At 31.1% G+C, this 22,542-nt stretch carries 21 protein-coding genes and 1 pseudogene; 5 read left to right on the plus strand and 17 right to left on the minus strand.

From position 1 onward, the window contains the following. The first annotated feature begins 149 nt into the window (after nucleotides 1-149). From CLOTH_RS05140 to CLOTH_RS05155, 4 genes are all read left to right on the plus strand, one after another. Nucleotides 150-521 carry a GntR family transcriptional regulator gene (locus tag CLOTH_RS05140; RefSeq protein WP_079411865.1) on the plus strand — a complete coding sequence of 124 codons (372 nt, stop codon included), beginning with the start codon at nucleotides 150-152 and terminating at the stop codon, nucleotides 519-521. A 4-nt stretch (nucleotides 522-525) separates the two neighbouring features. Beyond that, nucleotides 526-1,371 (plus strand): ABC transporter ATP-binding protein, encoded by an 846-nt coding sequence (locus CLOTH_RS05145; RefSeq protein WP_079411867.1) that lies wholly within the window; start codon nucleotides 526-528, stop codon nucleotides 1,369-1,371. A 13-nt stretch (nucleotides 1,372-1,384) separates the two neighbouring features. Further along, entirely contained in the window at nucleotides 1,385-2,029 is a 645-nt protein-coding gene (locus CLOTH_RS05150) for an ABC-2 transporter permease (protein WP_158080468.1), read from the plus strand. A 120-nt stretch (nucleotides 2,030-2,149) separates the two neighbouring features. Then, the gene (locus tag CLOTH_RS05155; protein ID WP_331722016.1) at nucleotides 2,150-2,611 is read left to right on the plus strand and encodes a hypothetical protein; all 462 of its coding nucleotides are present in this window, start codon (nucleotides 2,150-2,152) and stop codon (nucleotides 2,609-2,611) included. 374 nt (nucleotides 2,612-2,985) lie between these two features. On the opposite strand, the pseudogene CLOTH_RS10795 reads toward CLOTH_RS05155, so the two are convergent. Continuing rightward, nucleotides 2,986-3,419, minus strand: a pseudogene (locus tag CLOTH_RS10795) (IS982 family transposase); the annotation flags it as partial. Between the two features lie 292 nt (nucleotides 3,420-3,711). Here CLOTH_RS10795 and CLOTH_RS05165 point away from each other — a divergent pair. After that, nucleotides 3,712-4,101, plus strand: a complete 390-nt coding sequence (locus CLOTH_RS05165; RefSeq protein ID WP_143312696.1) for an IS66 family transposase — start codon at nucleotides 3,712-3,714, stop codon at nucleotides 4,099-4,101. A 90-nt stretch (nucleotides 4,102-4,191) separates the two neighbouring features. Here the strand turns inward: CLOTH_RS05165 and CLOTH_RS05170 are convergent, their stop codons facing one another. From CLOTH_RS05170 to CLOTH_RS10595, 16 genes are all read right to left on the minus strand, one after another. Further along, nucleotides 4,192-5,388, minus strand: coding sequence for a hypothetical protein (locus CLOTH_RS05170; protein WP_079411873.1), 1,197 nt, complete (start codon nucleotides 5,386-5,388; stop codon nucleotides 4,192-4,194). Then, nucleotides 5,378-6,076 (minus strand): ABC transporter ATP-binding protein, encoded by a 699-nt coding sequence (locus CLOTH_RS05175; RefSeq protein ID WP_074366695.1) that lies wholly within the window; start codon nucleotides 6,074-6,076, stop codon nucleotides 5,378-5,380. Before CLOTH_RS05175 ends, CLOTH_RS05170 begins: the two co-directional genes overlap by 11 nt. Beyond that, the gene (locus tag CLOTH_RS05180; RefSeq protein WP_079411875.1) at nucleotides 6,069-6,971 is read right to left on the minus strand and encodes a hypothetical protein; all 903 of its coding nucleotides are present in this window, start codon (nucleotides 6,969-6,971) and stop codon (nucleotides 6,069-6,071) included. The genes CLOTH_RS05175 and CLOTH_RS05180 overlap by 8 nt, the downstream gene beginning before the upstream one ends. 1 nt (nucleotide 6,972) lies before the next feature. Beyond that, complete coding sequence (locus CLOTH_RS05185; RefSeq protein ID WP_074366698.1) at nucleotides 6,973-8,229, minus strand: metallopeptidase TldD-related protein; 1,257 nt, start codon at nucleotides 8,227-8,229, stop codon at nucleotides 6,973-6,975. Beyond that, nucleotides 8,213-9,490 (minus strand): PqqD family peptide modification chaperone, encoded by a 1,278-nt coding sequence (locus CLOTH_RS05190; protein WP_158080469.1) that lies wholly within the window; start codon nucleotides 9,488-9,490, stop codon nucleotides 8,213-8,215. Before CLOTH_RS05190 ends, CLOTH_RS05185 begins: the two co-directional genes overlap by 17 nt. Nucleotides 9,491-9,980: 490 nt before the next feature. After that, entirely contained in the window at nucleotides 9,981-11,372 is a 1,392-nt protein-coding gene (locus CLOTH_RS05195; protein WP_334293163.1) for a recombinase family protein, read from the minus strand. Continuing rightward, the gene (locus CLOTH_RS05200) at nucleotides 11,257-12,546 is read right to left on the minus strand and encodes a recombinase family protein (RefSeq protein WP_079411881.1); all 1,290 of its coding nucleotides are present in this window, start codon (nucleotides 12,544-12,546) and stop codon (nucleotides 11,257-11,259) included. Before CLOTH_RS05200 ends, CLOTH_RS05195 begins: the two co-directional genes overlap by 116 nt. 107 nt (nucleotides 12,547-12,653) lie before the next feature. Continuing rightward, entirely contained in the window at nucleotides 12,654-13,325 is a 672-nt protein-coding gene (locus CLOTH_RS05205) for an N-acetylmuramoyl-L-alanine amidase (protein WP_011838204.1), read from the minus strand. Between the two features lie 19 nt (nucleotides 13,326-13,344). Further along, a complete protein-coding gene (locus CLOTH_RS05210) occupies nucleotides 13,345-13,830 on the minus strand; it encodes an HNH endonuclease (protein ID WP_041734290.1) in 486 nt (161 codons plus the stop codon). Continuing rightward, complete coding sequence (locus CLOTH_RS05215) at nucleotides 13,823-14,233, minus strand: phage holin family protein (protein WP_011838206.1); 411 nt, start codon at nucleotides 14,231-14,233, stop codon at nucleotides 13,823-13,825. The genes CLOTH_RS05210 and CLOTH_RS05215 overlap by 8 nt, the downstream gene beginning before the upstream one ends. Before the next feature lie 16 nt (nucleotides 14,234-14,249). After that, a complete protein-coding gene (locus CLOTH_RS05220; RefSeq protein ID WP_079411883.1) occupies nucleotides 14,250-15,938 on the minus strand; it encodes a hypothetical protein in 1,689 nt (562 codons plus the stop codon). 11 nt (nucleotides 15,939-15,949) lie between these two features. Then, entirely contained in the window at nucleotides 15,950-17,107 is a 1,158-nt protein-coding gene (locus tag CLOTH_RS05225; RefSeq protein ID WP_079411885.1) for a hypothetical protein, read from the minus strand. A 13-nt stretch (nucleotides 17,108-17,120) separates the two neighbouring features. Next, nucleotides 17,121-19,025: a phage tail spike protein gene (locus tag CLOTH_RS05230; protein WP_079411887.1), complete on the minus strand. Its 1,905-nt coding sequence runs from the start codon at nucleotides 19,023-19,025 to the stop codon at nucleotides 17,121-17,123. After that, the gene (locus CLOTH_RS05235; protein ID WP_079411889.1) at nucleotides 19,025-19,729 is read right to left on the minus strand and encodes a distal tail protein Dit; all 705 of its coding nucleotides are present in this window, start codon (nucleotides 19,727-19,729) and stop codon (nucleotides 19,025-19,027) included. The genes CLOTH_RS05230 and CLOTH_RS05235 overlap by 1 nt, the downstream gene beginning before the upstream one ends. Continuing rightward, nucleotides 19,729-22,362: a phage tail tape measure protein gene (locus CLOTH_RS05240; protein WP_079411891.1), complete on the minus strand. Its 2,634-nt coding sequence runs from the start codon at nucleotides 22,360-22,362 to the stop codon at nucleotides 19,729-19,731. Before CLOTH_RS05240 ends, CLOTH_RS05235 begins: the two co-directional genes overlap by 1 nt. Before the next feature lie 15 nt (nucleotides 22,363-22,377). After that, nucleotides 22,378-22,524: a hypothetical protein gene (locus tag CLOTH_RS10595; protein WP_158080470.1), complete on the minus strand. Its 147-nt coding sequence runs from the start codon at nucleotides 22,522-22,524 to the stop codon at nucleotides 22,378-22,380. Nucleotides 22,525-22,542: the final 18 nt, after the last annotated feature.

The raw sequence follows: 22,542 nt of genomic DNA on the forward strand, positions 1-22,542 counted from the left end.
TTTATATTATATCTTACTTTTCATGTTCATGTTTCTATACTAACACCACGATTAATCCTAGCTCTATAATAACATTGACAATAAAGTTTATACTGTATATAATTAAATATATACAGTTTTAATCTCATGAACAAGGTGGTGTTGTCTAATTGAAGGTAATCATTTCAAATAAATCGGATTTACCTATTTACGAGCAAATTAAAGTACAAATTAAAGAACAGATCATGTCTGGGGAAATCGCTGAGAATACATTCTTACCTTCTATAAGGCAGCTTGCAAAGGATTTAGGGATAAGTGTGATAACCACTGCAAGAGCTTATTCAGATCTTGAGGCCGAGGGTTTCATAGCGACAATTCAAGGGAAGGGAACGATGGTTCTTTCGAAAGACAACGATATGATAAAAGAACAGTATCTAAAGCGGATAGAAGAAGCGTTTATAACTGCAATTGATTATGCTAAGCTAGCAGACATTTCAGAAGAAGAGTTAATTCTAATTCTAAAAACTTTGATAAAGGAGTGAAAAAATGTACGCCCTTGAGATTGAAAATTTATGCAAGGATTTTGGAAATTTTGGTATTAAAAACATAAGCTTAAAGTTGCCAGTAGGGTTTATTTTAGGATATGTTGGACAAAATGGAGCAGGCAAAACTACAACTATAAAACTTATAATGGAACAGATCAAGAAAGATAGTGGAGAAATTAGGGTTTTTGGCAAGAAGTATACTGATGATGAAGTAGCTTTTAAAGATATGATCGGATTTATATCCGATGAAAATTATTTTCCAGGAACCTTTACAACAAAGGATATAGTAAAAACAATGAAGAGTTTTTATACTTCCTTTGATGAAAAGAAATTTAAAGCTTATATTGAAAAATGGAAACTGCCTGAAGGGAAAATGGTTAAAAATTTTTCAAAGGGTATGAAGATGAAATTAATGTTTGCAAGTGTATTATCCAGAGAAACCAAGCTTCTTATATTGGATGAACCTACAGGGGGGCTTGATCCAGTGATTAGAATTGAAATACTTGAAGAACTACAGAATTATATTTCCGATGGAAATAGAAGTGTTATATTTTCTACCCATATTATGAGTGATTTAGAAAAAGTAGCTGATTATCTTTTCTTTATCAATGAAGGGAAAATGATATTTAATGATACGAAGGACAATATATTAGAAGGTTTTTTATTAATTAAAGGTGGGAGTAGTGAATTAACACCTCAGATAGAGAAAAGGCTTATAGGATTTAAAAAGTCAACCATTGGTTTTACAGGCTTAATTAATGTTAATGAAAAAGAAAATATTGGAAAATGTTTTTTAACGGAAAAACCCTCATTAGAAGATATTGTAGTATTTCATATAAATGGTTAAAGGAGGAAACATAATGACTGCTATTAAGTATTTAATACTAGACCTTATGCTTATTAGAGGAATATTAAAATATTATATACTATTTCCACTCGTTTTTATTTTACTACTAAAGAAGGAGTCAGCAGTATTTGCTTTGGGATATATATTTTTTATTCTATTGTTTATTGCGCCAAGTCCATTTACTGGAGAAAGTAAGGAAAAGGACGATTCATTTTACTACATATTACCGTCGAAAATTTCCAGCATTGTTTTAGGGAGATATTTATATTTACTAAGTGCCATCATAATCATTTGGCTTATAGGGGGAACAGCTATGTTTTATCTTTATAACTCCAATGAAGTCAATAGAATGGAATTATGGACGATTTGTTTTTCAGGAGTAGCAGCCACGTTAATTAGTTTTTTACAATATCCTTTATACTATAAATTTGGCATGGAGAAAGGTAGAATTTTAGTCCTTGGTGTGCCAGCAATGGCAGTATTTATACTCCCCACTTTGCTAAACAACTACCTACCTGAAAATTTTTTGGCTGAGCTGGTAAATAAATATTTAAATAATGTAACAAATTTAATCGCTATTAGTGGGGCTATCATCTCTATTGTTGGATTTATTTCCTTTAAAGTATCCTGTTCTATCTGTAAGGCAAAAGAGTTTTAGGAGAAGTTTGATTTTCAATGACTTAACTAATAGGAGAACCCTATCTCCTCGTTGTAGATAGATATGTTATGATGGGGTTAGCCCTATATACACTAATAAAAAAGAAGGGATTGAAATAAAGTGGACTATTGGAGAAAACTTGCAATAGCTTCAAATCTTATTTTGTTAATTTGGTTTTTACTTGATATGACGGGATTCTCTATTGGGAATTCTGTTCTGGTAACAACTGCTTATAGAGAAGATGGTATTTTCTTTTGTATATATTTAATTGCTTTCCTATTATTTATATGGAAGTATGGATTTTGGAAGTATATCCTTATTGCTTGGTTGGCCTTGTGGTTTACTACACAATTTTATTTTCACTGGTGGGTTACCCTTTTTGGACCATGGGAAGATAAGATGAATTTTTTCTCTCATACGATAAAGTTAATTCCATCCTCCCAAATATATATACCTGATTTATATCACATTGTTTTGCACCTCTTAATTTTAGTCGCTTTAATATTTACGATAGTTTTTGTTCGAAAGGCTGAGAAAATACCACCAGCAGTTGAAGAAACTGGGGTAGCAAGGGAAAGATAGCCTATAATTCTTTTATGGATTTACCCGAAAGTGTAAGTCCTTTTTCTTGCTTAAATAAATAGAAAGGAGCTGATAAACTTGAAAACATCAGAACTAAAAAACAAAGGGATTAAAATTGCCATAGGTAGTAAGTCCTATGAAATGAAATTGGATATGAACACCCAATGGTAGTATATAGTAACGGATATGAAATAAGTTTATAACTATTATGGCAGAAAACCTCTATTCTTGTGGTAGAGAATAAGACAAACAAAGTTCCAAACAGATCTACTTTAAAGAACCTCGGGGATTTATACTAAAGGTTAAAGATAAAGATCTTTTTATTTTTATCATAAAGAGTAACTGAAAGATCTTATGAACGAGCTTTGGATATATTACCCAAATAGTAGTTCTTTAATATGTCCTAGATTAATGTCCTTCCCTAGAAGTATATTAATATAGTAGCAGAGATTATGAGATAAGAGCTTAATTCTTAGTCTTGTCATAAGTCCTCATAAAGATTTTGCTAAGACTTTATTGATATTTGGCTGCTCTGTCAACTGTGAAAAGGTAGTCTTAATTCGCTTTCTAAGTTTAAAAATTGTTGAGGGATACTATCTACGATTCTAAGGGATTTATCCCGATATCCTAACATGGAAGTTACCTTTTTACGAATTTCATCAATTACTGAATGTAATGCCCTACAGGTTCTATTAAAGCGCGTCCTATGACTAAACCTTGGAAATAGATCGTTAAGGTTCTTTTTACAGAATCCTAACCATGCTTTTCCAGAGTCAATAGTGAGTAATTCTCCAACAATACTAATGGTTTCCAAGGTCAAAAGACACCAATATACTTCAGGCAGAAAATCTTTCAACCTTGAAAACCCTTTATTTATCAGTATTTTAAATTGTCCTATTTTTCCACCCTTGACATCAATACCACGCACTCCACGTGTGTTTTGGTAGAAAGATGATACTAATACGCATTAATATCGATTTTGCGTAAAGGTGAACCCCCTAAAGAAGGAATGAATATATATGCAAGAATTTCACCTTCATAGAGGTACGTGATATTAATAGATGAAAAATTAGCTCCAATTATAGATAACTTTATTGATTATGTTGAAAGAAATAAAAAATGCTCTTCCAAGAAGTCCCTTAGGTAAGGCACTTGATTATGCTAAAAAGCATTTGCCAGGATTAAAGAATATACTACTAGATGGTTCTTTAGAAGTTGATAATAATGCTGCTGAAAGAGCAATAAAACCTTTTGTTATAGGTCGTAAGAACTTCCTTTTTGCAAATACTGCTAAGGGCGCAACTGCAAGTAGCAATATTTACAGCATTATTGAAACTGCCAAGGCTAATAAATTAGTTGTAGAAAGGTATTTAGTTTATCTATTTGATAATCTATCGAAGATAGATATATCCGATAGCGAAAGTTTAGAGAATCTTATGCCTTGGTCAGATAAGATTCCTGAAAACATAAAAATTAAAGATAAGAGATAAAATTAATCCCAGTAAAGATCAATTGCCTTACTGGGATATTTTAATACCTTTTTTATAAGAATTAAATACGTCAAATTTTTGACGCTTACCTTACAATAAATTAATAGTGCACATTAATAATATAATACTCTCCAAACAATACACAAAACATTTGGTAATAAATTTTTCACCAAAATTATATAATATATTTTTAATTGGTAGTATAAAAAAGCATATTATTACAACAAAAAAACTTATATATTTAAGTATAAGCAAACTTGAAATAAACGGAATTAAAATAACACATAAATGAGCAAAATATTTTTGCTTAATAATTTCTTTTAGTGAATATGGAAAATAAAAACCTTTATTTTTATTTATAGCCTCTGGTTTATTAATTAATGTTAAAACTGAATCTGTTATAAAAACTAAACTAAACATAGCAACACTATTTATCCATATTGGATGCTCATACATTAATGTTAATAGAGTTATTAAAAAATTAATTAAGCTAACATTAACAATTCTTTTATAGTTATATATAGCTCTTGAAATCTCTTTATAGAACTCAAACCTATATTCGTTACCATAATATTTTTCCATAAAATTAAATGAACTCTTAAGTTTTTGTTTAGTTAATTGCATTTGCCCCTGTGATAACGTTGATATATCATTATTAACTAATCCTTCATATAAAAATGCCATAGACTGATAATATGGTAATAATTGATCATATTTAAAATATTTTTTATTAATAAATACATATAGAATAGTAAAGAGATATATACTAATTATGAGTATTGAATTAATATAATATGATAATGATACAACTAATAATGTAAATATTGTCAAAACATTTGCATTATTAGTTTGACTTTTAAAAAAACAAACAAAATTAATTACAATATTAATTAAAACTAGTAAAACAGCTCGATAAAATTCTGATCTATCAAGCATATTGGAAAAATTTAAAACAAAAGTAAAAATAACTCCTGATAGTATTACTGATTTTAATATTATTATAGTTTTTAATTGCCAAAGTCTTAAAACTTTGAACTTTATTAGTTTACAATCTATATTCATTATGGGAATATCTTGAAAAATCTTTGCTGTACAGTAAATAAAGAATCCTAGAGATAAGATGGAGAAATAGTTGTCAATTGCAGTTCTAATTAAATCTACCATACTAAATATCAAAAATACTCCCATAAATATAGCTAATGTCCATTTTAATTTATTTTTTTTATAGATTCTAATATATTGTCTTAACTTATTTTTAATAAGCAATTGTAATCCTTCAATCCCCATAACTATCACCTATAATTTGTGCTATATTTTCTTTTGTTAACTTATTAGGCATATACTCCAAAAGTTGTCCATTTCTTAAAATTAGATATACATCACAAATACTTCCCAAACTATCAATATCATGACTTGAAATTAATAACGTTTTTCCTTCTTTCTTTGATTTTAAAACTAATGTTTCTACTGCTGAAACTTGCACTGGATCTAATGCATTAAAAGGTTCATCCATAAGTATTATTGACTCATTTCTTATCATTCCTAAAGCAATATTTAAACGCTGTAGTGTCCCTTTTGATAAAGTATTTGGAAAATTATTTTTATATTTTGTAAGTTTTAATTCATCTAATAGTATATCAATTCTAGCAATTGCTTCTTTCTTTTCAACCCTTTGTGAATTGCATACTAATAATAAATGCTCTCGTACGGTTAAGTCGCTATAAAATATTGGCGAATCACTTACAAAAACTGCTGGAATTTTAAAAAAATCAACATTATCTACACATTTGCCATCAAGAAAAATACTTCCTTGATTTTCTCTAATTAAACGCATTATTACTTTTAAGAGAGTTGTTTTACCTGCTCCATTTTTGCCTATTAATCCATAAATCAACCCTGTTTTAAACTTATAATTTAAACTTTTTAGGATATAATCGCTCCCATAACTCATATTAATATTTTTAATTTCAATCATTAACTCGCCTCATTCCTATAATAATTGAATTTTCATTATCATTTAGAACATAAAAATTTTCAATAAAATCAACAACATTGGTATTATATATAAATCTATAAATTAGATTTTTCATTTCATCTTTTACATTCATTACAATAGACATAATACCTGTATTAAAAGAAATTAATGTTGCATGGTTTATAACATTATCAACAACTAAATAATTTTTCATATTTTCTAGTTTTTTATCGCTTGCTGTACTAAGTATTCTTTCAATGCTTACATCATAATCTAAAGTTTTTATTATACCATCTTTTAACAAATAAATTTCTTCTACTTTGTTATTAGTTAAATTTTTTATTTCAACAGTGATTTTACTATTAGTATTAAAAACTAAATTTTCATTCGCTATATACTTTTCCTTACAGTATTGCATTATCAATGATAATATAATTCTTAACGGTTCTTCATTTAATATTAAATATTCATATTTATTTATCTCTTCTATTTTACCTTGCCTAAATAAAATTTTTTTTTCTATTTTATGAAATAACTTCTCAAGTTCTGATTTGAATGTACTATAAGATTCTACTATAGCAGTTTCAATTATAGTATTTAGTTGAACTCCTAGTAATGGCACTATAATAGTTATAGTAATAAACTGTTTTTCCCATTTGCTATTGCTACTATTTTTTGCTTTTATATTTAATATTGTAGTAATTTTACTATTATCTACATTAGATAAAAATTTTATTTTTTTTATTTTTTCTTTCATTAAATTTATTTCTTCAATACAAATATTCTCTAAAACTTCGTGCATAATTATATCATCATTATAATCAATTAAACGATATGAAAAATAGTCCTTATCATTAATATTAATATATTCTATTTCTAAATCCACTTTATCCATTTTATACTCCCACCTTTTTTGGCCATTTGATACATACAGAAGGTGTGCAGTAATTTACTTTTACAACCACTCCAAATTTTCCACATAAACTCATGCAACTTTCTATATCGTTACATACCTCCATATCTGCCTCTATTAATTGTCTTATATTGTAGTTTAAGACAAATTCATCTAATTCTTCCTTAATTACACCATTATTTATAATATAAGATTTAGTAACTAAAATTGAAAAATCACCAGTATATACATTTACTTCTCCCATAGAGATTTTTTCAATCAATATTCCTTTATCTGTATTGGAAATTAATTCCTCAATATTATTAGGTTTTTCTAATAATTTCATATTCCTCATTCTAATAAAAGGATACATATATGTATTTTCAGTAATTCCATTACCCGTATTTTTAATTCCTAATAGATTTGAATAAACTTCATTGCTTAAAACATTATTTATATATCCATCCTTTATTAGTTGTATACTGTTGCATACATTGCTCCCATAATCATCCACATCGTAGTTATACTCAAGATTTTCAATTATTGTTATATTCCTTGAACAAAATTTATTATCTTTTAATAATCTTATAGGGGAATTATAATAATGATCAGCTTCTAAAAAATGTCCGATACACTCATGAAAAAACATACCTGCAGCAGTATTTTTTAATATTATATCAAAATTTTTAGTACTGTTCAACTGAATTTTTTTTGATAAACTCCATGTAATTTCATTCATAATAATATTGCTAATTTTATCAATATCAATATCATTAACAGAGTTGAAAACCATAAAATCGCTAATTAACATTCTGTTACATTTACTTATAGAATATGTAACAATACAATAGTTATCTTTAACATTATGCTGTCTTAATGAATTATAAATAAATTTTTTTATTTCTACTTCTTCTAAAGATAATTGTATATCAAATTTTACGTTAATAGTTTTTTCAATTTTTTCTTTAATAGTCTTACTAATACTAATTAGTTTTTGCTCACTTATTTTTTTATCATTACAGCTAGAAGTCAAAAATTTATTTATAGCACAAATATCTTTGTGATTTATATTTGTATATTTTCTCAAGTATTTTTTGATGTTATCCTTTGTGCATTGAAATATAGTATTGTTATTCTCCATATACAATTGCATTCCATAATTTTCAGTAACATAATGCAAGCAATTATCATTTTCATTATTTAAAAGAAAAGTATTTCTAATAGTATTTAACCCCATAAATGTTTTATAATTGTATATCACGTATTACTACACACTCCTCCCTCGATTTTTCCAACATACTTGCAATACAATTGCCACACATATTGTATTGTTCGCAATCACCACAAATATCTTTAGTTGGTGTCGGAATATTCATAACTCTTTCTATATTATTATGTTGTAATATTTCGCTGATACTTTGATTACGTACATTACCTAAATTTATTTTTTTTATTGCAGGACACATGGATACTCTACCATCTGCAAATATGTGAATTACATTGTATCCTGCCCCACACTTATTAGCATATTCTATACTTTCAAAAAAATCTTTTATTTTAGTTTCACAAATATCTAAACCAACAAAAAAATCTGGAGTTGAAAATTTATTATGTGATTCTACTAATTTAGATGCAAAATCTTTTGCAATTTTAGTCGGAATATTATTTTGTTTAGCTCTACCCGAATTAGATGTTAATCCAATATTTACACCTATGCAACCTATTTCCTTAGCTTTTTTTATCACCCCTTCCAATTCATTAACATTTTTATCATTCATTGTAAATGATATGGCAACAGGTATTTTAAATTCACAGAGTTTTTTTATATTTTTTATTGTTTTATTGTAAGCTCCCAAAACTCCTCTTATTTTATCATGAGTATTTTCTATTCCATCTATGCTAACTTGAATACTTATGTTTTTATGTTTAGAAATTAATTCAATTGTTTCTTCTTCTAACGTATAAGCATTACTTGCAATATTAACAGTTGAAAATTCTTTAGCTACAAAATCTATTAGTTTATTAACATCTTTTTTTATAAAAGGTTCTCCTCCTGTTAAAAATATAGTTTGTGTTCCAAGTTCTGAAAATTGTTGTGCTATATTAATAAATTCATTAACAGTCAATTCATTATCTCTCATAATTCCCGATGAATTAAAACAATGAACACATCTTAATTGGCAACTATTGGTTAACTCTAACGATAAACTAATAGGAATAATTAAATTTTCATCACCTTTTTCATTTATAATTATTCTTTCTTTCTTTTCACAATATTCTAACACTTCTTTTTCAAAATATTCTTCTAAAAATGACTTTATATTATATAAAATATATTCATCGTCAATATTATACATATTTCTTATAATTTCTATTATTTCACTCTCAGTATGTGTGCCATCACATAATAATAGTATTTCTAACCCGCTCGGATTGACATCAAAAATTTCTACTCCTTCATCACTATACTTAGTGATCAATGCACCCATGTAACTTTTTTTTATTTTAATTTCTTTTCTCAAACGAATGTACATTTTTTCTCTCCAATCCAATATATTTTTTGTAAATATCTACAATTTAATGACAAAAGAGTTATTATTTTGAAATAATAACCCTTTTTGTCTACAAATTACTAAATCCTACATGTCATTTCTATAACGCCATTAAGTATTGATTCCAGCAAGCTGTAACTACTCTTGCTTTGAATGGTGTAATCATACATGCAGCTATGTTAGATTGTCTTGTTCTTGGTATTAAATATTTCATTTTCAATCTTCCCCCCTTCTTTTATATTTTAAACTGTAACCATAAAATTATATTGGTTACAAAATTAAATAGACAATTTGTCTACATTTGTAATTTTACCCCCCCCCATAACAAAAATGTCAATAATTTCTTTGGTAAATTTTACGACACAGAATGACAAAAAGTTATTTAATACCATGCTATTATTTTAAATAAGAAATATAGTAAGAATTGATACACCATCTTCAGCTGGTTGCAAATTATCCCTCATTCAATTACAACCTCAATCTCCGTCCCATCAAGCAAGCTTACAATAATCTTTTCTCCATCAAACACCGTCATTTTCTCTACCAATCTAAAATACATATCAACATCAAACTCTTCTACCTTCTCTACATCAGCTAAAATATTTATAAACAGTTTTGCCTTATATCTTACCAATACATTCTCACTATCTAATTCATCCTCCCACTTCTTAATAAAATACTCCTTATTTTCCACCATCACATTAAACGTATTTATAAACGCATAATACAAAACCTTATCATCTATATGCTTATTTTCACAGCTCTTTTTTCCCTTTACTTCATATTTTTTATTACATCTCCAAACCACTCTTCTAAGCCTTTCATCTGTAGAATTCCAAACCTTCCTGCCAAAGGCACTGCCGCAGTGTCCACAGATAACTCTTCCTGCAAAGGGATTATCAACTGTAGCATAATCAAGTTTACTGATGTTATATTTTTCTGCAAAAGCTCTTCTTCTCTCCATTTCAAGCTGTACTGCTTCCCACGTTTCTTTATCAATAATTGCAGGGTGGCTTTCTTCTACGTAATACATTGGAACTTCACCGTTATTTACTGCTCTTTTTTTGGTTAAAAAATCAACTGTATAAGTTTTTTGCAGTAGTGCATCTCCCTTATATTTTTCATTACTGAGTATCTTTCTTATACTGCTTTCATACCATTTAGGTTTTCCATTCCAGTTAGGAACACCTTCTTCTTCAAGTTCCCTTGCAATTCTGTTTGGACCTTTACCATCAAGGTAATCTTTATATATTCTTCTTACAATTTTAGCCTGCTTTTCATTTATAACAAGATTTCCTTCTTCATCCTTATCATATCCTAAAAACTTTGTATGATTTATATGAAGCTTTCCCTGTTCAAACCTTCTCCTTATACCCCATGTGGAGTTTTCACTTATACTTCTTGACTCATCTTGGGCAAGGGAGCTGAGGATTGTAAGCAGTACTTCTCCCTTTGAATCTAAAGTATTAATATTTTCCTTCTCAAATATTACTCCAATGCCTAATTCCTTAAGCTGTCTTACGTAGTTTAATGTATCAAGTGTATTTCTTGCAAACCTTGATATAGACTTGGTTATTATCATATCTATTTTTCCAGCTTTGCAGTCTTCTATCATTTTATTGAACTGTTCTCTCTTTTTAGTGTTTGTCCCTGAAATCCCCTCATCTGCGTAAATTCCTCCGAATTCATAATCTGGATGATTTGTTATATAAGATGTATAATAAGCTACCTGTGCTTCATAGCTTGATAACTGTTCTGATTGGTCTGTTGATACTCTGCAATAAGCTGCCATTCTCTTTTTCTGCGGCTGTATCTGCTCTGCCAGATTGGTTCTGTTTGCTCTTGCAGGTATAACTGTAATGTTTCTTGCCATCCTTAACTTCCTCCCTCACAATTATCGGTTCTTCTATATTAAGCCTGCTTATAACCTCATCATCAATTGATGTTCCACTGCAGGCATTTTTTCCATTTTTAATATAATTACTGCATTGCCATACAATCTTTCTGCAGGAATGCTTGCTGTTCCAAGTTCTTCTCCTTAGAGTGGAGCCGCATTTACTGCAGAAAAGCATTCCTGTTAATGGATATCTATTGGTATATTTTTTTGTATCTCCTGTTTTATTTCCCTTTGCTTTTGCTCTTTTTGCAATTTCTATTTGAACCTGTTCCCACATTTCTCTTGAAACTATGGGAGAGTGATTATCTTCAATATAATAGCTGTCAATTACACCTTCATTTCTTACGCTCACTTTTCTCAGATGGTCTGGTGTGTAATATTTCTGAAGTATGGCATCTCCCTTGTACTTTTCATTCTTTAAGATATTTAATATTGTACTTTCCTGCCATCTGCCACCTGCAACAGTAGGAATATTTTCTTCATTCAATTCTTTTGCTATAGTAAATGTCCCTTTGCCTTTTAAGTAGTCTTCAAATATTCTTCTAACTATTTCTGCTTCTTTAGGGTTTATAACTAAATCGCCGTATTCGTCCTTATCATATCCTAAAAACCTTGTGGTATTTATAATCAGCTCCCCTCGTTCAAACTTCTTCTTTACCCTCCACTTTAAGTTGTCGCTGACATTTTTGCTTTCTTCCTGGGCAAAAGAAGAGAGGACGGTTAGCATAAGCTCTCCATCCCCTGATAAAGTTTTGATATTCTCTTTTTCAAATATTATTTCTACACCAATGTCCTTTAGTTCTCTTACTACTTGAAGCATTATTGCTGTATTTCTTGCGAATCTAGAGATAGATTTTGTAATGATTAAATCTATTTTCCCTTCTCTTGCAAGATTAAGCATTCTTTGAAACTCTGGTCTGTTATCTGTAGTACCGGTAATTCCTCTATCAGCAAACACACCTGCATATTCGTAATCAGGATTATTTGAAATCAGATTCTCATAGTATTGAATCTGGTTTTCTAAAGATTCCCCCTGAGCTTCACTGCCGGTTGAAACCCTTGCATATGCACAAACCCTTTTCTTTTTGTTTTCATGCTTTTTTACAGGTTCAATAATCCTAACACGCATTATATCTCCTCCCTTCTATCAATTTGGTACTACTATACATCACTCTAAAGGTGATAGAAGTCAAGCTAAATAAAAGAAAAACCGCTACTTAAAACCTTAAGTAACGGCTACTTATTAAATATCATAATTACAGCATCAAACCCTGCTGCCCTAAGCCTTTGCACCTGCTTTTCAGCATTTTCTCTTGACTTATATGAACCTGCCATAACCCTGTAAAGAGTCTGCTCGTTTTCTACTTGAGCTTTTGCTGAAGGTTCAATATAACCAATACCTAATTGTGCAAGAACTGCTTTAGTTATAGCCTTAACTATTTCATTTCTCTTTGAATCAAATAAAATATTATCTCCTGTGTTATCAATAAAACCTATCTCTATTAACACTGCTGGAGCCTTGGTTTCTCTTAATACATGATAGTTAGCTTCCTTAACTCCTCTATCTGTAAATCCTAATGCTGCAAGTGATGTTTGTATCCTTTGTGCTAATGCTTTTGATTTTGCTCCTCCATTTAAATATGTGTATGTTTCAACACCTTTTGCCTTTTCTGGATCATAAGCATTCCTATGAAAAGAAATGAAGTAATCATAGTTATTCCTATTTTCAAAAGCACTTCTCTCATTAAGGCTTACTGTGGCATCTGAAGTTCTTGTTTCATCAACTGTAACTCCATGCCTTCTTACCTCTGCTGCTACAGCTCTGCCTATGCTTAGAACATCATTGCTTTCCTTTCTTCCCTTATATACTGCCCCTGAATCTTGGCCACCGTTAATGGCCAGGATCAATCATTATAATCCTTGGCATTTAAACCACCCCCTCAATAAAACGACCCAAGGAATCTCTTCTCCTTGGGTGTAAAATATTGTTATGGCATCTAGCACATACAACTTGTAGATTATTTAAATTGTTATTATTTCTATTCTTATCTTTATGATGAATGTGCAGACGTGTACCTTCTTCTTCTTTCCCACAAACTTCACATCTTTTAGGCTTATTTGCAAGTGCTATCCTACGCCAGACATCACCTGAGATGAAACTGCGTCCATCTATATAACTAGGTGCTAAAGAACCTTTCTTTCCATACATAGGATTATTTTTTCCTGATACATCTGCATGATTAACACTTATTTTTAATCTAACTTCTGATTGCCAAGCTGGATTATCTATTTTATTTCTATATGACATCCTACACGACTTTGAACAAAATTTACCTCCATTATTTCGTATTTGGGACTTATATACATAGAACTCATCATCACACCATTGACAATATCTTTTTATCTTAGTCAACCTTATCATCCTCCTTATTTAGCTGTTTTAAAACATCCTTTAGTTTCTCTGGTATTGGTAAGCCTATCTTAGCAGAGTTCTCTATAATGCTTATTCCTTCATTGGAAATGTAGAAAAAAATAACAGCAGTACGAATCGCACTACCGTTTTTAATCAAATGAACATCTACTATATTTCCTATGCCCACCATTACAAAAATTAAAACTTTCTTAAATATCCCTCTGAATCCTACCTCACTTGACAGCTTTCTTTCCAGCACTGCTACCATGAGACCTGTTACATAATCAATTACAACAAAGGTAATCAGTGCATACATAAAGCCATCAACCCCTCCTAAAAGCCAGCCAATATAGCCGCCAATGGCAGCAAATACTGCCTGAATAAAATTAATTGAATTTTTCACTGTAAATCCCTCCACTCTAATAAAAATCTTCTCCATAGTTAATCAAATCTACCTCAAACATATACTGAACTTTCATTGTATTTGCTTCAGTTTTTTCAACAGGCTGTGCAAGCTTGGTATGTGCTCCAATAGGTCTGCTTGTTAAAAGGGCTTGGATACATAATTGAACATAGTTGTTATAAGCATAAGTGTATCTGCTTATCCATCTGTCAGTACCAAGGATATTATGATAATAATAATTACCATAACCATTTGGAAAACTAAAATACATTTTATAGGCTTCAAGTAAATTCCCTTGAGGAGTTATAACTTGATAAAAGCTTGTGCCGCCTTGGGTGCTTGTGTAATATAAATATATTCTATTGGCACTTCTATAAAAATTATAAACATAGCATCTTCTCTCAATATTTCCACTATCCATACCCTTATTTCCAAACCAAGTGCTATTACCAATCTTAGGTTTAATATTCATATCCTGAACCTTGTTTCCTGCGGCATCTACTCTAATCCATCTGTTTGTATAAACAGTTTCATTAAATTGGCTGTCTGTTCTTGAGGTGTATCCAATAATATCAATGCAACCATCAAGATAAATTCCATCACTAGAAACTGTTCTATATGTGAAAGGTACGTTATATGCTGTATCCTTAAAACTTTGGCTCATATTTATATCAACATAGCTTAATTGAACTCCTACCTTTGTCCACTTATATATTCTCATATAGCTTTCACTATTTATGCTGTAAAGGTAATACCCAATAAAAATAAGCTCTCCATCTGGTTGAATATACGGGCATACATGACTAAGTCCATCGTATTTTCTTACTGCATGACTACTGTCAATATTTAAGGCATTTCCATCTGAATTTAAAAGTTTAACCACCTTATCCCAAAACACAACATCATTTGTATTTATATCAAATGGAATCATAAGCCATTGTCCTTTTAAGCTGTCTGGAAATTGAATATAGCTTGACTGTGTTATGTTTGTATCCCTTGAATCTGCTAATATCCATCCCTTTGTTGGACTTGTAAATTTTATAGTTCTTGCATAAGAAAATAAAGTATTCACTGCCCAATACCTTTTAGGATTTGTAGTATTATATACAGCATAATCTGAATCAGCTGTTTCCCTTCCATAGATTGCAGTTCCCAAATAAAAATAATCTTTATTGTCTGGGTCACCTTCGGCCCAGTAGATGCTCTCAATTTTCCCATTTGCCGCATGGGTTGGAAAGTCAAATACAAAATTCATCTTTATTTTAGAATCTGTAACTTCAAATTTTGATTCTGCTCTATTTATAGTTCCTCGCCTTGTATCATTTCCAGAGTAAGTAGTATTTCTATGAGCAAAGCCTATAATATTTCCCATAATTCTTTGCTCATTAGCATTTTCTGGTTTATCGTTGTCGGTAAGATAAAGATACTCAAACCAGCTATAATTATCACATCTTCTTGTATTTCCTGCACCCATAATACCTTGAACAAAATGTCCTAAAAATGTATCTTTAAAATATAAATCCGGTATTATGTTTTCTGTGTATGCCTCTTTTATTTTCTCCTTAGTTTCTGCATTAAAAAGTTCTAATAAAACCTTTCCTTTAATACCTCTCTGCCTTTTACTCTTTTTACTTTCAGAAATCTCACCTGAAAGCAAATCTTTATTGTAAGCAATACTTTCATAAGATTGTCCTTCAATAAACATATCATCACCCCTCAGTTGTATAAAATTTTTATCTTCCTTAATTTACACACATCATTTAAGGTTGGTTTATCTAAAATATAGGCAAACCTCAGCTTTCTGTTTTGGCTTATCAAATTATTTAAAGTTACATAATCTAAGCTTGTAAGTATTGTAGGATTTATCCCGTTTGCAAGAAATGCAGCAGAATCTATAATATCAATACTTTCAAAGCTTGAAGTATTAATATTATAGGTAAGCCAGCTTAATCCCGAATCAACACTTAAAGCTATTCTTATCTTGCCATTGGTTGTAATATCATTTAAGTTTGAATCTTTCTTAGTGTATTGAACAATTGCTTCAAGTTTATTTATGGTTTTCCCATCATGTATATTTAAATCATAGTTTTGAATAATTACCTTCGGTTTACTTGTTACTGTCTTCTCAATAAAGAATCTATTGCTGTTTTTATTTGCCTTAATATCTGGATTATCCGTATAAATATAAAGAGCTGGTGAAGTGCCTGAAAGTCCTGTCATTGAAGCAGGAAGAGTATCAACACCATAGGTTTTAAACATTCCTTCTGTAAGAGGTAAATCTCCTATTTTAGTCCATGTGCTGCCTTGATAGTTTTTAACTCCCTCACTATCCACCATAAGAAATTTCGTTATGCATGGAATATATAAACCTTCCTGCACTGTGTAATTTTTGCCCAGTGAATCTGATGGAGTAAAAATATATGATTTTCCTTGTGCTAATGTCAATGATTGAGTGCCTACATTTGGATTTACAAAACTATTTGTTCCGTTATTAGGTATCTTCTCAACAACAAGCCTTATTACTCCAGTTTCAAATATTGAAAGTTCCCAGATAAGGTCATTGCTGCCCCAACTGCTATAGGAACTGTTTCCTTCAAACCTTATCCTGAAAAGCTTTGTGCTGTATTCTACTTCACTGGCATAATAAAGATTATTATAGCTGGCATCTCTTCTGTTAATACATAGATGCTCTGACGATGTTCCAAAACCTACCCAGGTATTACCGCTTGTGTAAAGCTGTCTTATGGCTGAGCCATTGTAATTAAAATAAAAGCCTATATCAGGAAGAGTTACTGTACTATCATCATTTCTTGTACCATAAAGTGTCATCCCTGCATTTCCTTTTGGGAGGGATATTTGATTTATTACTGGCATTATCCTCTCCCCCCTAACCTTGCTTAAGATATGCATTTATTGCAATCAAATCCTTATAAAGTGTTGTATCTGGCACATTTGCAGCATAAATTACGCCATTTCCTAAGTCCTGTATATATCCGCCTTCTCTTTTTAAAACAGGTTCTTTTATAGTAGCCCTATTATAAAAGTCATAGGTTCCATCTTTGTTTTTATCGTAGTCAGAACTGAACTCAACCCAATCGGCGTCAAAAACATAGCTACTTGATTTGCTGTTATTAAACTCTTCTATAATTCCCATTACATTCAAGATTAACTTTGGGTTTCCATGAGATATAGCAGCAATATTAAATCTTGTATTGAAATTCTCAAGACTATAGCTATCTACTCCACTCACATTGTTGTCTAAATAATGCCTAAAGCTATACCCTGTATTAAAACTGTATGTTCCAATCTTGATATTAAACAAATTATAAAGGAAGGTATAAACAATCTCTGCCCTTGGTATACTTGCACTAAGTCCACCTTCAAGCTCTCTTCCTTCAATACTTACCTGCAGATTATTCTTTTCAATTGTAAATGTTCCATTTGAAACCTTCATCTCCACCATAAAAGTATGTTCTCCTGCTGTTACCTGCGGCATTGGAAGGGGCAATCCTATAACATTATCTCCTGATGCTAACTTTTGAATTGGTTTAAAATCGTAGTATTTTCCATCCAAGGAAAACAAAATTGTTAATGTGCAGTCTGTACTTGCCTTTCCAGTCATAGTAATATTACAGTTTAAGTTTGTATCTGCCTTTGCAGTTATTCCAACTATCATTGCTGGATAGCTGCTAGTGCTGATTGTTATAGTATCGCTGTTTTTCTTGATTATTACACTGCTTAAAGTACCGCTTATTGCACTGTTTATTTCCTCTAAAAGCTTACTGGTATCAAGTTTTTCAATAATTGTATTAAGCGGGTCTCCAAGCTCTATCTTTGTATTTATAGGATTAATTAAATCTGTCTTTTTCTTTATAACTCTTAAATCAGTTGTTACTGCTATCTTTTCATTTCTTACCTTTACAAAATCACCAACGCTAACCTTAGTCAGATGGCTGTAATTTTTATACTCTTCAGTTTTGCTTAGCTCCATAAAATCTATTGTTATAAATACCTTTGGACTTGCAGCCTTTTCAGCATATTCTTCTGCCCTTACTCTAAGGCTTTCTACATCCTTGCATTCCTTAAACTCAACCCTTTTGGTTATGGGATAGGGAAGTAATTTTGCTCTTTCTCCCTCTACTTCTATATATCTTTCTGGCAACAATAAATTATTTGCTCCTACTGCATATATCCTTGTAGCAAGTTCACTGGTATCCTCAATAACCTTCATTCCTTTTATGTTTTTACCGTATTTTATTAAAATTCCATTGTTTTCACCAATGGACTCTTTTATCTCTATATTGAAGTTATCTCTAAAAAGTTCACCGCCATAAATTTCAATAAGTCTAAAAACAGCATCTACTGCATTAACCTCTTTAACAGCAAAAGGTGCTATATTTTCTTCCAATGCCTTAAATAGAAATAACCCTTGAAGTTCCGGAGGTATGCTTGCTTCAAGAGCTTCTTTCATATTTGCATTAAGCACCTTTGCTGATTCTATAAAATAAAAAGCAAGATCATAGAATATATGTCTTGCCCATACCTTAACTTTACTTATTTTATCCTGTGTTCTCTCTACTTTATATATTCTAAAAAGCTGTCCATCAGCTTTAATAATATTGAGTTCCTCTAAATACTGTGCTTTTTTAGATTGAGCAGGGTATTCAATTTCTAAACTATAATCTCCATTTAACTCTTCATTTATCTCAGCCATAAGGCATTCATCTAAAACAGCAAGCCCATTATTGTCAAAGTTTCCTCTGCTTGTCTTCTTATCATATACATAGATCATTATAACCACCGCCAATTTGGAACAATTTCTATTTTTGAAACACTACCTGTCCAATCAAATTTATTAGAACCTGTTTTTAATGTTATGAAATCACCATTTACTTTACTGTTTAAGTTATCTCCTGCATCATTATAGGCATCTTGAATGACTGAATCTAATATGATTTTTCCTGTTATATCATTTAAGTCCACAGTAGTTTCATTAACTTTAAGGCTTATCTTCCCAGAACCATAAACTGATATTATAGGTTCACTTTTAAGTGTTCCTGGATTTATTATTGAAACTCCATTTTCAGTAATAGTAAATATGTTATTCTGCACAGCATATTTAAAAGGCTTGCAGTTAAATATAATTGGAAACACAGATGTGTATTTGAATACTTGTTTAAAATCTATGGCATTAACTACTTGTGCTTTATATTTTTTATCATCTTGAAAACTAAATATTAAATCACTTTCTCCTGCTCCAAATAGCCATGCCTTTATATTATCTAGCTTTTCCGCTATGTTATTGCCTTTAATACTACATTCTACTGCAATTGTTATATCTTCAAATGTACCTTCATCATATCTTAAATTTGAATCCCTACCCGGGATATCTATATATGATACTCTTCTTTTAGGTGATGGCAGAGAGGGTCTTTTAGAAATAATAATGCCATAATCAGTATAGCTGTTTTTTCCACCAAAATTAAAACTAAGCATTAAGCACCACCCCTTCCCATTGAAACTCTTTGCCTGTAAAATTCAAGTTCATAAGCAAGTTGCTCTATATCTTTCTCTGTATTGTTAATGAAGTTTTCTATATGAAGTGTTAATCCGTTGCCACTACCTCCTTTTGCCTTTTCAATTGCTTTTGCCATAAGATCATCTAATCTATCAATAGGAAGTACAGCTTCAGTTCCTGCTTCACCAACACCGATAACACTTGGTCTGTTAAAGATTCCTCCCTTTGCATACCAATCTACACCTAAATGAGGTACACTTGGAGGATTTAAGTTGAATTCACCTTTAATACTGAAGTGTGGCAGGTTAATATGAGGAAATTTAATATCCAGTCTATCAAAGAAACCTTTTATTTTATCTAACTGATCCTTCACAAAATTCACTGCAGCATTGATTGGAGTCATTATTGCAGATTTAATATTATTCCATATACTAGTTGTAATTGACAAAATACTGCTCCATACATTAGATACAGTATTTTTAATGCCATTAACAGCATTTGTAAAAAGGCTTGATACTCCGCTCCACATACTTGAAAAGAAACTTGATATAGAGTTCCAAACAGATGTGGTGGTATTTTTTATTCCATTCCAAACTGCATTTAATGCTGATTGTATAGCATTCCATACAGTAGTTGTTACTGATTTTATGATATTCCAAGCTGTGGTTAAGGTGGACACTATGGTATTTATTATTGGGGTAATAAAATTCACTATTGAGTTCCAAACCGTATTTATTATTGATGAAACTGCATTAAACACCGTTGCTGTAACAGTTTTTATGTTATTCCATGCAGTAGTAATTGTATTTCCTATTGCTTGAATAATTGGATTTAGAAAACTGACTATACCATTCCAAACTGTACTTATAACCCCAGATACAGCATTCCACACTGTAGATGTTACAGTCTGAATAAGCTGCCAAGCAACGCTTATCACAGCCGTAACTATATTTATATAAGTTTGAACAATAGATGAAATAATAGTCCAAGCACTGATAAATATAGCTTTAATCACTTCCCATAGAAAAACAAATCCTGTTTTTACACCTTCCCAGATAGTTTTAATAACATTTGCTATTCCCTCAACTATTGGAAGTACCACAGCTTTTATTGATTCCCAAGTAGAAACAATAACTCCTTTTACAGCTGTTACTGAACTTTCAATAGTACTTTTCATTCCTTCCCAAATCGCACCAGCTGCTGATTTTATAGTATCCCAGTTTTTATATAGTAAAACTCCAACAGCAGCAAGTCCACCGATAACAGCTATCGCAATTCCAACTGGACCAGTTAATGCTGTAAATACAGCTCCAAGTGCCGCTGAAGCACCTCCTGCTGCTGCCATTGCCCCTGATATGCTTCCAATTACAGTAGAAAGTGTTCCTGCTATGCTGATTACTTTACCTATTATTCCTATAATAGGTCCAACTGCTGCAACAACTAAACCTATTTTAACAATCATCTCCTGTTGCTCTTTAGATAAGCCTTGAAATTTATCCATTAAAGGTTTTACTATTCCTATTAGTTTTTCAAGTATAGGAATTAAAAGCTGTCCGAACTGAATACCAAGCTGCTCTGCCTGTTCTTTCATGACCCTGATTTTATTTGTAGGTGAATCCATGGTTCTTGCAAGATCGCCTTGTGCATTTTTCGTAGATTCCATAATAACCCCGTATCTTGCCATTACCTTCTGCTGTTCTGTTAAAGCTTCACCTTGTTTTGCAATGCCGTGAGTGTAAGCATAGGTTTTTATTGTATTATCATTAACCAAAATACCCAATGATTTAAGAGGCTCTGCTTCTCCACTTATACCAGACTTTAATTTTTCAAATGCCTCTTCTGGTTTTAAATTATAAAAGGAAGCCATATCGTAAGAAAGCTGCGTTAATCCTTCTGACATCTTTAAGGATTCCTGTGCTGTTAATCCCATACTGGTTAACATAGAATTATAGGTAGCTACATTTTTTCTAACATTATATGCATTAAGTCCAAGAGCCTTTGAAGTTTCCTCTGACCACTTTCTAGCATCACCAGCCATAGATCCCATGGCTACTTCAAAGAGGTTTTCTGATTCAACAGCATCCATAGCCATATTGGTTGTAGCAACTCCAACTCCTACAAGAGGTAATGTAACAGCAGTGGATAATTTACTTCCAACAGAGGACATTTTTTCTCCTACATCCTTCATTTTTTCCCCTGCTTTATCCATACTTTGAGAAAGCTTATACCAAGCTGAACTTTTAGTATTTAGCTCAGTTGTCGTTTGCTTTAATTCCTGCTGCATCTTGTTTAATTCTGCTACTGCATAATTTAGTTTTATCTTAAGGTTTTCTGTCGCTTTAGCATCTTCACCCTTTTTCTCAACACTTTCTTGAAAGCTCTTATTTAGGGCTGCAACTTTTTCCTTTTGAAGCTCTATCTGTTTATTTAAAGTATCCGCTTTGAGCCTTAATCCTTCTTCAGATTTACCGAAGTCTCCAAGTTTGGAGCTTGCTGCTGCAAATTCACTTTGAACCACTTTAAGGCTTCTTTGAATTTTAGAAACCCCTTCTTGAAAGCCCCTATCATCGAGACCTACACTTGCAACTACGGTATTTGCATCTCTTGCCATCATCTCACCTCCCTGCTAGAAAATAATGTTATCTATATAATCAAGCTCCTCTTCTTCCTCAATTCCATTTACTCTTTTGTATACATTGAAAAGAGCTTGTAACTTCTTAGGTGTACTTTTCCAAAACTGCTCCTCAGTCATTTTTAAAAGATTTGTTCCCAAATAGAAAAGCCACTCCCA

The organism is Alkalithermobacter paradoxus (assembly GCA_002029295.1).
Classification (GTDB): domain Bacteria; phylum Bacillota; class Clostridia; order Peptostreptococcales; family Peptostreptococcaceae; genus Alkalithermobacter; species Alkalithermobacter paradoxus.